Raw genomic sequence first — 11,182 nt, 5'->3', positions numbered from 1 at the left:
GGTCCACGACGACGTGCAAGATGTACGACGCCGTCGTCGCCGGCGCGGGACCGGCCGGTGCGGTGGCCGCCCTCGTGCTGGCGCGGGCCGGGCGGCGCGTGGCCCTGGTGGACGACCCACCGGAGCCCGCGCCGGGCGCCCACAAGGTCGGCGAGAGCCTGCCGTCGGCCGCCGCGCTCCTCCTGCGCGACCTGGCCCTGTGGCCCGCCGCCACCGCCGCGCCGCATCTGCGCTCCACCGGGATGTACGTCTCCTGGGGCTCACCCGCGCTGCACGAACGCGGCCCCGTGCAGGACCCGTACGGCGCGGGATGGCAGCTGGACCGCCTCCGCTTCGACGCGTTCCTGCGGGACGCGGCCCACGCGGCGGGCGCCGAACCGCTCCCCGGGCGGGCCGTGGACCTCGTGGACGACGGCCCCGGCCTGCGCCTCCTCGTACGCCGGGGGCGCGGTATCCGGGAGGTGCGCTGCTCCTGGGCCGTCGACGCGACGGGACGGCACGCCGCCCTCACCCGGGGCCGGGCCGTCCGCCGCCGCCAGGACCGGCTGGTGGCCACCCATGCCCTGATGCACCGTCATGAACGCTTGCCCGAAGGGGAGTCGGACCGGGAGGCCAGGACCGTCGTGGAGGCGGTGCCCGGCGGCTGGTGGTACACGACGCTGACGCCCGTGGGTCGCATCGTCGCCCATCTCACCGACCCCGACCTCGCCGACCCCCGGCTGCGCACCCCCGACGGGTTCCTGCGCGCGGCCCTGCGCACCCGGCACATCGGCGCCCGTCTCACCGCCGGGGACCGCGCCGACCCGCCCGTCCCGCGCTGGAGCGCCGCCCACGGGCTGCGCCTCACGCCGTACGGCGGCCGGGGCTGGATCGCCGCCGGGGACGCGGCGCTCGCCCTCGACCCGCTCTCCTCGCAGGGCATCCTCACCGCCCTGCACAGCGGAGCCCGCGCCGGTCTCGCCGCCGCCCTGTGCCTCGCGGGCGCGCCGCACGGACCGGTCCTGGCCTCGTACACGGACTTCCTCGACGGAGTCGCCGCCGCCTACGCCCACCACCACACGCTGGCCTACGCGGCGGAGACCCGCTGGCCGGAACTGCCGTTCTGGCAACGGCGGGGAGCCGACCACGGACCTGACCACCGGCCCGTCCGCCGACGCGCGGCCCAGGAACCCCGCCACTAGAGTGAACAGGGAGAGGGGCAACCCATCTGTTCGAAAACCACCTGTTCGGGGGGACCCACACCACCCGCTCTGGGGGTTCGGCCATGGCTTCGCAGTCGCATTGCGTCCTGGACGCGTCGGAAATCACCCAAGCCGTACAGGATCTCAACCACTCGGTGACCTTGATCGCGGGAAAGACGACCGTCGTCCGCCTCTATGTCAAGGCCACCTCCGGCCCGTCGGTCACGGTGCGGGGCGTGATCGCCGCCCGCCGCTCCCCGGCGGAACCGGCCCTCACGATCGCCTCCGTCAACACGGTGACCCTCGATCCCACCCGGCCCCACTCCCTCGCCGCCTGCCGGGGGGACGCCGGGCTCAGCCTCAACTTCGTGCTGCCCAGCTGGCTGACGGCCGAGGGCCCGCTCAGCGTGACGGCGGTGAACGTCGTCGACGCGGTCAGCGGGATCCCGCTGCCGCTCACCGGCCCCGCCGGACCCACCGTCTGGTTCAAGGCCGGGCCCCCGCTGCGCCTGCGCGTCCTGGGCGTGCGCTACCGGTACGGCAGCCCGGCCACCGTCCGCACCCCACGGGAGAAGGACTACCAGGCGCTGGAGTCCTGGCTCCGGCGGGCCTACCCGGTGGCCGAGGTCATCAGCACCCGAGGTGTCGTCGACGCGCTCGTCCCGCCGGACTTCGAGGCCGTGCACGTCAACGCCCAGCTCGCCGCGCTCCGCGCGCTCGACATGAGCGCCGGCGGCGACCAGCGCACCCACTACTACGGGATGGTCGCCGACAGCGGCTTCTTCCTGCGCGGCGCCGCCTCCGGCGTACCGCGCCTGCCCGATCCCACCACCGTGGCGTCGGGACCGTGCGGCTCCCGTGACTTCGGCTGGGACTTCGACGGCGCGTTCGGCGACTGGTACGGCGCCCACGAACTGGGCCACACCCTGGGCCGCAGACACCCCGGCTTCTGTACGGAGAGCCACGACGATCTGCTGAACTACCCCTTCAAGAACGGGCAACTCGGCGACGAGACCCACGCGTTCGTCGGCTTCGACGTCGGGGACGCGGCCCTCGGTCTGCCCATGACGGCGCTGCCGGGGGAGCGGTGGCACGACGTCATGACCTACTGCGACTGCCAGTGGCTCAGCTCCTACACCTACGAAGGCATCCGGCGCCGTCTGCTCGCCGAGGACGCCCTCGTGTCCGGCACGGGCCCCGGCACCACCGGCATCGGCACCGGCCCCGACCACGAGTACGGCTACGGCTACGGCTACGGCTCCGAGCCGACTCCCATGGTTCCGTCGGCCCCGCCGCTGACCGCCGCCGTCATGGCGGGCTACGGCGGCAGCGGCGGGCGGCCCGACAACCGGCGCCCCACCCGCGTCGCGACCCGGGTGACCTCGACCGGTCCCGGCCGACGGGCGATGGCGGGCCCAGGCCCGGAGGGCGCGCCCGAGCAGCAACTCGTCAGTGTCGTCGGCACGGTGAACCTGACCCGGGGTGAGGGCAGCATCCGGTTCGTCAACCCGGTGGAACGTCCGGCCGTGCTCCCGGGGCCGCCGGCCGGGCAGCCCGCGCCGTACGACGCGGCGGACGGCGTGGCGGGCGATGCGGCGAACGGCGCGGCGGGCGGCGAACAGGAGCCGACGGCCGTGCTGCGGATCCTCCAGGGCGGCGGGACCCCGCCGCGGGAGATCCAGGTGCCGGTCAAACTGAGTTCGGAACCGGAGCCCGGCGCCGACCGGACCGGTCTGATCGACGTGGTGACGCCCGCCGGACCGGCCCCGGAGGCCGTCGAACTGGTCGTGGACGGCCGGGTGTTGGACACCTTCCGGCCGGGCGGCAGCCCGCCCGCGCTACGGGCCGCGCGGCTCGCGGGCGTCGAGGAGGGCATGCTCGGCATGGACCTGGAGTTCGACCGGGAGCCCGAGCCCGACCTCTCCTACTCCGCGCAGGTCAGCGCGGACGGCGGTCGCACCTGGCAGACCCTGGGCGTCGGGCTCAAGGAGCCCACGGTCCAGCTCGACCGGGGCCAGTTCCGGCCCGGGGACGACGTCCGGCTGCGCATCACGACGACCAACGGATTCAGCAGTACGGCGGCGGAGACGGCGCTGTTCTCGGACTGAGACGGAGGACTGAGACGGAGGACTGAGACGGAGGACCGAGGCGGAGGACCGAGGCGGAGCAATGTGACGGAGGCCGGTCGGGCGGGGCCGCGGGGACGCGGTCCCGCCCGACCGGCGGCGGGCGGCACTCAGCGCAGGGCCGCCCCGAAGGTCGCGTCCGTCGTCGGGCCTGCCACGTCGCCGGGGCCGAAGGCCTGGGCCGACTTGGTGGTGAGGCCCGTGGCGGTGCCCGGGAGAACCCAGACGGCGCCGTTGTCGCTGTTCTCGGCGGGGGCGCCGGTGGCGAGGTCGGGGTGGCCGTTGCCGTCGAGGTCGAGGAGGGCCGTGGTGGTGCCGAACCGGTCGCCCGCCTCGGCCACTCCGGGGACCCCGGCGGTGTTCTGGTGGAACACCTTCGTGCCCGCGCCCGTGACGCCGGAGGCGCTGCCGGGGACCAGGGCGACCGAGCCCGTGTCGGTGATGTCCGTGACGTCCTCGTACGCGATGCCGAGGGCGATGTCGGCGTAGCCGTCGCCGGTGACATCGGCGACCGAGACCGCCGAGCCGACCAGGTCACCGTCCTCCTGGGCGCCGGGGAAGCCCGGGAGGTCCTGGTCGAAGGTCTCGGTGTTCGCCTCGGAGAGACCGGCGGCGGAGCCGTACGCCACCCGGACCTGGTCGGACCAGCCCTCCGCGCCCACGACCACGTCGTCGTAGCCGTCCCCGTTCACATCGCCGATGCCCGTGCCCGCCGGGTCGCGGCTCGTGTCGTCGCCGGGCGCCCAACCCCGGGTGAAGCCCGAACTCCCGCCCAGGAGCAGGCGGTTGCCCCAGGTGCCGTCGCCCGTGTAGTGCCACTGGACCAGGTCGTCGCGGCCGTCGCCGTTGACGTCGCCGACCTGGCCGGAGACCACCGGGCCGGTGATGGAGGAGGGCCCGTTCTCGCAGCCGTGGCCGGTCGCGCAGGAGGCGTCGTCCTCGTACCAGCCCCACCACAGGGACTTGTCGAGGAGGTTGAGCACGGCCGCGGGCTTGCCCGCGCGGGACACCGGGCCCTTCCACAGGGCCGCCGGGGCGCCCTCGGGGTCGTCACCGCCGACCGACTGCGCGGAGAACAGCGCCAGGTCGGTCTTGCCGTCGCCGTCGAAGTCGCCCGCCTGCGGGGCCGCCCCGTACTTGGCGAGGCTCGTACCGCCGGTCAGCCCGGACGCCGAGCCCCAGACGATCACCGAGCCCGCCGTACCGCCCGCGATCACCAGATCACCGTAGCCGTCCCGGTCCAGGTCGCCCTTGGTGAACGTCGAGCCGAAGCGCTGGTTCGCGGTGGCGGAGCCGGGGACACCGCTCGTCGAGCGGCTGATCAGCTTCCTCTTCGTGGACTTCGAGGGGGAGACGCCGCTCTTCGAGCCGTACAGGACGGTCACATAGCCCGCCTTGGCCTTCCCGGACACCTTGCCGTTCGGGGCGCCCACCACCAGGTCGGCGTATCCGTCACCGTTGAAGTCGTCCGCCGCGCCCACCTTCGCGGGGGCCGCCGCGGCCGGGCCGAGCGACAGGGCGGTCAGGCCTCCGGCCAGCAGCACCACCGCTGCCAAGGGGGCGCTCACGCGTGCCGCGCGGGTGCGGGTGCTGCGTACTGCTCCTGCTCGTGCTGGTGACATGCACGTGCCTTTCGGGTCGGTGGGGTCCGGCGTGGCGGGGGCGCCGCGTCCAAGTAGTCCGACTCGACTGGGGGTTCACCGGTTGTACGCCCGAATGTCATGGATGGGTAACTGCCGAGAGCCCCCGGACGCGCGTGCGTCCGGGGGCTCCCGTGGGGAGGGGTGCGTCTACTTCACGTCCGACGCGTCCAGGCGGTACACGCTCGCCGACTGGCTGGTGCTGTCACCGGCGCTGTCACCGGTGCTGTCACTGTCCGACGACGTGTCGCTGCCGCCGTACTCGCTCGCCTTCACCGCCGTGCCGTTCTCCTGCACCCAGGCGGTCACCTCGGAGCTGAGGGAGGAGTTGCCGCCGGGTCCGCGGCCCTCCCCCACGCTCCCATCAGCACGAACGGCGGCTTGTCGGTGGTGAGGAGGTTCCCCGCGTCCGGCGAGCCGAAGAACCACGCCTTCCAGCTCTCCGTGCCGCTCAGCACGGCCGCGCTGTAGAAGCTGTTCAGACCGGAGGAGGACAGGTTCCAGGAGTACAGCACCCCGGCCAGGACCATGATCCCGATCAGCGCGGGGAGCGACCAGCGCGGTGCGGCCTCCGGCGGCCGTACGGGAGTGGCGGGCGCGGCCGGCGGTGATGGTGGCTCGGCGCCGGTGGCCTCGGTGGTGTGCGGGGCGTGGGGGCGTGGATCGGTGGCAGATGTCACCACCGCACCGTGCGGCGACGGCATGGGCGCGCACTGTGGCGTGGCTGGCAGCCGCCTGTGAATTCACACAGGGGCGGGTAAAGGGGCCGTGGTGAACGCGGTGAACGCGGTGAACGCGGCGAACCCCCGGCCGCCGGACCAGGGGTTCGATGCGCGTGGCTGTTGCCGGACGGTGCTGCTACCAGATCGCCTCGACCCACTCGGGGTGGTCGATGAACGGGTTCCGGTTGCCCTGGTAGTTGCTGTAGATCAGCTCGTTGCGGCGCTCCTCGAAGGAGTCCGGCGGGTCCTCGTCGTTCCAGCTCTTGAGGACGGAGAGGCGGCCGTGGTAGCGGGTGCCGCCGTTGTTGACGGAGTCGTTGGGCTCCAGGTTGGGCCAGCCGTCGTCGCCCTCGTAGCGGACGGCCATGTACAGGATCATGCGGGCCACATCGCCCTTGACCGCGTCGCGGGGCTCGAAGGAGTTCGAGTCGACGAGGCTGCCGCCGCTGTTGGTGAAGCTGCTGCCGCCGTTGTCGAAGTCGAGGTTGCCGCGCCTGGCGTTGACCGCCACGTCCTCGGGGCGGAGGTGGTGCAGATCGGTGCCGGGGCCGGCGGAGGTGCCGAAGTCGCCGTGCGACTGGGCCCACACGTGCTCGCGGTTCCAGTTGCCGGAGTTGCCGCCGTTGAGCGACTTGCTGCGGGAGATGCCGCTGTACAGCAGCTTGACGTTGCTGCTGTTGTTCGGGTCCTGGTCGGTGACCTTCAGCGCGTTCCAGACCGCCGAGTACGAGATCGTCGTCTGGTCGCTGATGATCGTGTGGAGGGAGGACTTCAGGGCCGTACCGGTCTTGCCGATCGCGTTCGCGTAGTACGTGTCGTCGTACGCGGTCGTCGTCGCCGAGGCGGGGGTGGCGGTGGCCGCCGGGAGGACGATACCGACGAGCACGGCCGACGTCGCGAGAGCGACCGACTTCCAACTGCGTATCCGCGCAGAGGGCATGAGAGGTGTCCCTTCCCAGAGGGCCGCGCAGCGCGAGGAGTTGGTTCGGGGAGCCTCGTTCTACGCGGGTTGACTGTGTGGGTAACCGAGAGATTGGCATGGACGGGTCAGTCCATGTGTTACGAAGGGAAGGCGATTCGGTGACGTTATGGAGAACGGGGCAACCCCCGTGACCCAACTCCCCTCCCGGTGCCCCGAGTCGAGGGGAGACCCTCATTGACGTGGGGATTCGGGCGTGCTGGGACCGTGATCCGTCGCACAGAATTGACTGGTTCCGAGCAACCCTGACAGGCGATTGACAGTCTTCAATAGAGCGATCACGTCCGTCGTGGTCCGGTTCACCCTCCCGTCACTCACCCGTGACCCGCCCACTCACCGGGAAGTCATGCTGCCCACTGAGAAGAGACCTGGCCGACCGAACAAGGCATCGGTCGGCTAGGTGATACCCATAGCCTCGCGGGCCGTCCCGCGCATACGCAGTGCTTTCGCGTCCACCACATGGCGCCGGCCGAGAGTGATTCTGTGGGCCGCGGTGACCGTCGCGGCCGTCGGATTCGTTCTCGCGCTGGAGATCGCCGCACGGGGATACGGCCTTCCCGGGCCGATCACCAACCAGGCACGAGAAGTGGTATTCGCCCCGAAATCGGGGCCTTTGCTGTACGCCAGCATGGCGCTGATGATGGTCGTGCTCACCTGGCGGCAGCGGTTCGTCGCCCTCGGGATCGCGCTCGGCGTCGACCTCGTCTTCTTCCTGGTGCGCTGGGCCTTCGACGCCGAGACGATGTTCGGCAACGGCGCGCTGTGGGTGCTGCTCGGCTGCGCGGTCCTCGCCGTCACCCGCCGCACCGGCCGCGAACGGACGCTGCTGCTCAAGGGCGTGGGCCTCGGTCTGCTGCTGGTGGCCGGCCGCAAGACCGGTGACGCCTGGCTGCTGATCACCTCCAAGACCCGCCCGACCGTGCTGGACCCGTATCTGGCGACCGCCGACCACGCGCTCGGCAACCCGTCCTGGGTGGTGGGCCGCGTGCTCCGGGCCACCGGCCCGGTCGGCTCCACCCTCCTCGACTGGGTCTACGTCCAACTCGCCGTGGCCGCGGTCGTCGTCGCGCTCTACCAACTGCGGCACGTGGGCGTCGAACGCCGCTTCCCGCGCCACCACCTGGTGCGCACCTTCCTGCTGATAGGCCTCCTCGGACCGGGCATCTACATGATCTTCCCCGTGGTCGGGCCCGTCTTCGCCTACGGCTCGGGCGCCTTCGGCACCGGCGGCGGACACTGGGCGCTGGCCGACCTGTGGCCCGACATATCCCCGCCGATCGGCACCCCGCACCCCATGCCGTACGACGACATCACGCCACGCAACTGCATGCCCAGCCTGCACACGGCCTGGGCCACCGCGATCTTCATCCACTCCCGCCGGGGCCCGCGCGCGCTGCGCCACGCCGGCACGTTCTGGCTGGTCGCCACCCTCACCGCGACGCTGGGATTCGGCTACCACTACGGCGTGGACCTCATCGCCGGTGTCGTCTTCACCCTCACCATCGAGACGGCCCTGCGCACGATCGACCGCGGCTGGGACCGCTCGGGCATACGGCTGGTCGCCCACGGCGCGGCGGTCTTCGTCGCGCTCCTGGTCGCCTACCGCTATCTGCCGGTGGAAATGGCCCGACACCCCTGGGTGTACGGACCACTCCTCCTCCTGACGACGGCCTCGGTGGTGTACGGCTACTTCCGGCTCGACCGGCGCTGGACGGCGGAGGCGGTGCCGGTGCCGATACAGGCCCCGGTGCGGGCCCCGGCGCCGGGTGCCTCAGCCCCTGAGCCGCTCCCGCAGCTCGTCGACGTCCCCCACGAACCACGTCTGCCGGTTGCGGTTGCACTCACGGACGAAGTCCGTCAGCGCTGAACTGGCCGCCGTGTGACGGGAGATGTCACCGACGACGGCGAGGCCCACCCGGTACTGCGCGAACTTCTGTATGACATCGCCCGCGAGGCGGGTGCTCAGCTCGAAGAACCGCTCGTCGAAACGCTCGACGGGCACGACGACCCAGGCGGCGCCCTGGTACCCGGCATCACCGATCAGATCCAGGGCGTCGCCCTCCTCGGCGATCACATCGCCTTCGCGGGCGCACATCAGAACGGGAACGTCGTGGATCGTCTGCAAGCCGATGGTCATGGGACCCGAGGCTACGGGGTCGGCCCGCCCCCGAACTCATCCGATGGGAACTGACGTACAACTATCGGCCACTCTTGCGAGTCGACTGTGGTGAATCCGCCAGAGGCGGGTTCCAGTCACTCAACGGGATGGGAAGCGTTTTTATGACTCACCGGATATCGGGGGTATCCCGGGTGTCACGGACGTCCAGACGGACGCGTGTGCTTGCGGCGGGGATCGGCGCGGGGATGGCCATGACGTCGGCGGCGGTGGCGTTCGCGCCGGCCGCGTCCGCCGCGCCCGCCGTCACCTGTACGTCGAAACAGGCCGGCCTGGCCGACAAGCTGAAGAAGGACATCACGGCGGCGCTGGCGAAGCGGAAGGGGACGGTGGCGGTCGGCCTGTACGACCGCGCGACCGACACCACCTGCACGCTGCGCGGCGACACCGCCTTCGACTCGGCCAGCGTCGTCAAGGTCACCGTGCTCGCCGCGCTGCTCTTCGACGCGAAGAAGACGAACCGGTACCTCACCGACCGCGAGACCAAGCTCGCGACCGCCATGATCACCAAGTCGGACAACGCCTCCACGAGCACCCTGTGGAAGCAGCTCGGCGTGAAGAAGATCCAGGCGTTCCTCACGGCCGCCAAGATGACGCAGACCAAGCCGGGGGCGAACAACTACTGGGGCCTCACCCGGATCACCGTCCGGGACGAGCAGCGGCTGCTCGCGCTGCTCACCGCGAAGAACACCGTGCTGAGCGACAACGCGCGGGCGTACACCCTCAAGCTCATGAACCAGGTCGTCGCCTCGCAGCGCTGGGGCACCCCGGCGGGGGCGCCGTCCACGGTGAAGGCGCACGTCAAGAACGGGTGGCTGTCCCGCGCCACGCACGGGTGGCGGGTGCACAGCGTGGGCACGTTCGTGGGCGGCGGACGGGACTACACGATCACCGTCCTGACCCACGGCAACCCGGACATGCGGTACGGCGTCAACACGATCCAGGCCGTCTCCAAGGCCATCCACAAGGACCTGGTGCCCGCGAAGAAGACGGCGTCCGGGGCGACGGTGAGTGTGGAGCGGTACGTGCCCACGGACCGGCCGCAGGAGGCGACCGTGCCGGTGCCGGAGGCCGGGGGCGCCCAGTAGCGGGGCGGATGACATCCGGACGTTCACGGTGAGGCCATCTCCGTATCACCGGTGTCGTCCTACCGTGACGGGATGCCTCTGAGAACGCTCCTCGCCACCCTCACCGCCGGCCTGGCGGCGGCCACGACCACCCTCGCCGCCGCCGGGCCGGTGCACGCCGACTCGCCTCGGGAGCAGGCCTGTTCGCCGTCCGTGGCGATCACGGGCTACTCCGACGCGCTCGACAAGACGACGTACGAGAACACGTTCGTCGGGAACCTGTCCGGCCTCGCCGTCGACCGCGACGGTTCGCTGCTCGCCGTCTCCGACCGGTCCTCCCTCTTCACCCTCGACCGCCGCACGCTCCGGCCGAAGGGCGTCGTCCCGCTCGCCACGGAGACCGGGGCCGCGCTCGACTCCGAGGCGGTGGTCGTCGACCGGGACGGCACCCGGCTCATCACCTCCGAGACGGAGCCGACCGTACGGCGCTACGACCGGCTCGGGCGGATCCTCGGCAGCCTGCCCGTGCCCGACGCGCTGAAGGTCGCCCCGGCCGGGCGGGCCGTCACCAACCAGACCTTCGAGGGGCTCACCCTGCTGCCCGGCGGGCGCACGCTGCTGGCCTCGATGGAGGGCGCGCTCTCCGGTGACGCCGCCGGGGTCGTCCGCCTCCAGACCTGGCAGCGGCACGGTGGCGGGGGGCGGGACCTCCGGCTCTCGACGCAGTACGGCTACCGGGCCGACACGGGTCTCGGGGTCGTCGAGGTGGTGGGGTTGACGGGCGGGCGGTTGCTCGTGCTGGAGCGGGGGTTCACGGCGGGGGTCGGCAACACGGTTCGGCTGTACGTGGCTGATGTGCGGCGGGCGAGCGATACGCGTGCGGTGGCTGTGCTGACCGGGGAGGGGGACGGTGTGCGGCTCGTCCGGAAGACCCTGCTCGCCGATCTCGTGGACTGCCCCGACCTGGGCGCCACGGCGAAGCAGCCGCAGCCGAATCCTCTGCTCGACAACATCGAGGGGATGACTGTCACGGGTGCGGGTGCGGGTGCGGGTGCGGGTGCTGGCGTTGGCGTTGGTCGGGGGGTCGGCTCGGGGCGGCTGAGTGTGCTTCTGGTCAGCGACGACAACCAGAACGCCGTTCAGACGACCCGGTTCATCTCGCTCCGGGTCCGGGTGGGCTGAGACGGGCGCGTGACAGCTCGGGCGGCGCGGGTACGTCGACGACCGCGGGCCCGGTGGGGCTTCTCGCGCAGTTCCCCGCGCCCCTGGAAAGCAGGGGCTACGCCCCCTG

Annotated in this window: 9 protein-coding genes and 1 pseudogene; 5 read left to right on the top strand and 5 right to left on the bottom strand. The window is 71.8% G+C overall.

The genetic code is table 11. The features are described from left to right. Positions 1 to 20 precede the first annotated feature (20 nt). Together F9278_RS16575 and F9278_RS16570 are read left to right on the top strand one after the other, a co-directional pair. Positions 21 to 1,181, top strand: coding sequence for a tryptophan 7-halogenase (locus F9278_RS16575; RefSeq protein WP_152169040.1), 1,161 nt, complete (start codon positions 21 to 23; stop codon positions 1,179 to 1,181). A gap of 83 nt (positions 1,182 to 1,264) precedes the next feature. Beyond that, positions 1,265 to 3,289 carry a hypothetical protein gene (locus tag F9278_RS16570; protein WP_152169039.1) on the top strand — a complete coding sequence of 675 codons (2,025 nt, stop codon included), beginning with the start codon at positions 1,265 to 1,267 and terminating at the stop codon, positions 3,287 to 3,289. A gap of 128 nt (positions 3,290 to 3,417) precedes the next feature. Here F9278_RS16570 and F9278_RS16565 read toward each other — a convergent pair whose 3' ends face one another. The 4 genes and pseudogenes from F9278_RS16565 to F9278_RS16555 form a co-directional block, all read right to left on the bottom strand. Beyond that, positions 3,418 to 4,929 (bottom strand): FG-GAP-like repeat-containing protein, encoded by a 1,512-nt coding sequence (locus F9278_RS16565; RefSeq protein WP_193241523.1) that lies wholly within the window; start codon positions 4,927 to 4,929, stop codon positions 3,418 to 3,420. 168 nt (positions 4,930 to 5,097) lie between these two features. Next, a complete protein-coding gene (locus F9278_RS46225) occupies positions 5,098 to 5,244 on the bottom strand; it encodes a hypothetical protein (RefSeq protein ID WP_193241522.1) in 147 nt (48 codons plus the stop codon). A 65-nt stretch (positions 5,245 to 5,309) separates the two neighbouring features. Further along, positions 5,310 to 5,627: pseudogene (locus F9278_RS16560) on the bottom strand (hypothetical protein); the annotation flags it as partial. A 178-nt stretch (positions 5,628 to 5,805) separates the two neighbouring features. Beyond that, on the bottom strand, positions 5,806 to 6,609 hold the full coding sequence (locus F9278_RS16555) for an endonuclease I family protein (protein WP_152169038.1): 804 nt from the start codon (positions 6,607 to 6,609) through the stop codon (positions 5,806 to 5,808). A gap of 517 nt (positions 6,610 to 7,126) precedes the next feature. Between F9278_RS16555 and F9278_RS16550 the strand changes: the two genes are divergently transcribed. Continuing rightward, the gene (locus F9278_RS16550; protein ID WP_152173904.1) at positions 7,127 to 8,515 is read left to right on the top strand and encodes a phosphatase PAP2 family protein; all 1,389 of its coding nucleotides are present in this window, start codon (positions 7,127 to 7,129) and stop codon (positions 8,513 to 8,515) included. On the opposite strand, the gene F9278_RS16545 is transcribed toward F9278_RS16550, so the two are convergent. After that, positions 8,420 to 8,785: a DUF4180 domain-containing protein gene (locus tag F9278_RS16545; protein WP_152169037.1), complete on the bottom strand. Its 366-nt coding sequence runs from the start codon at positions 8,783 to 8,785 to the stop codon at positions 8,420 to 8,422. The genes F9278_RS16550 and F9278_RS16545 overlap by 96 nt on opposite strands. 233 nt (positions 8,786 to 9,018) lie before the next feature. Here F9278_RS16545 and F9278_RS16540 point away from each other — a divergent pair, with 233 nt between their 5' ends. Both F9278_RS16540 and F9278_RS16535 read left to right on the top strand, forming a co-directional pair. Continuing rightward, on the top strand, positions 9,019 to 9,912 hold the full coding sequence (locus F9278_RS16540; protein ID WP_226967296.1) for a serine hydrolase: 894 nt from the start codon (positions 9,019 to 9,021) through the stop codon (positions 9,910 to 9,912). Positions 9,913 to 9,984: 72 nt separating this feature from the next. Next, positions 9,985 to 11,073 (top strand): esterase-like activity of phytase family protein, encoded by a 1,089-nt coding sequence (locus F9278_RS16535; protein ID WP_152169035.1) that lies wholly within the window; start codon positions 9,985 to 9,987, stop codon positions 11,071 to 11,073. The last annotated feature ends 109 nt before the right edge of the window (positions 11,074 to 11,182 follow it).

The sequence above is a fragment of the Streptomyces phaeolivaceus genome (assembly GCF_009184865.1).
Taxonomy (GTDB): Bacteria; Actinomycetota; Actinomycetes; order Streptomycetales; family Streptomycetaceae; genus Streptomyces; species Streptomyces phaeolivaceus.
The sequence above is the reverse complement of the archived record's forward strand: the minus strand, read 5'-3'. Positions and strand labels throughout refer to the sequence as shown.

Bases quoted from the DNA above. Each gene is read 5' to 3' on its own strand.
- F9278_RS16565 (WP_193241523.1), bottom strand. From the start codon at position 4,929: ATGTCACCAGCACGAGCAGGAGCAGTACGCAGCACCCGCACCCGCGCG.
- F9278_RS16575 (WP_152169040.1), top strand. From the start codon at position 21: ATGTACGACGCCGTCGTCGCCGGCGCGGGACCGGCCGGTGCGGTGGCC.
- F9278_RS16545 (WP_152169037.1), bottom strand. From the start codon at position 8,785: ATGACCATCGGCTTGCAGACGATCCACGACGTTCCCGTTCTGATGTGC.
- F9278_RS16555 (WP_152169038.1), bottom strand. From the start codon at position 6,609: ATGCCCTCTGCGCGGATACGCAGTTGGAAGTCGGTCGCTCTCGCGACG.
- F9278_RS16535 (WP_152169035.1), top strand. From the start codon at position 9,985: ATGCCTCTGAGAACGCTCCTCGCCACCCTCACCGCCGGCCTGGCGGCG.
- F9278_RS16540 (WP_226967296.1), top strand. From the start codon at position 9,019: ATGACGTCGGCGGCGGTGGCGTTCGCGCCGGCCGCGTCCGCCGCGCCC.
- F9278_RS16570 (WP_152169039.1), top strand. From the start codon at position 1,265: ATGGCTTCGCAGTCGCATTGCGTCCTGGACGCGTCGGAAATCACCCAA.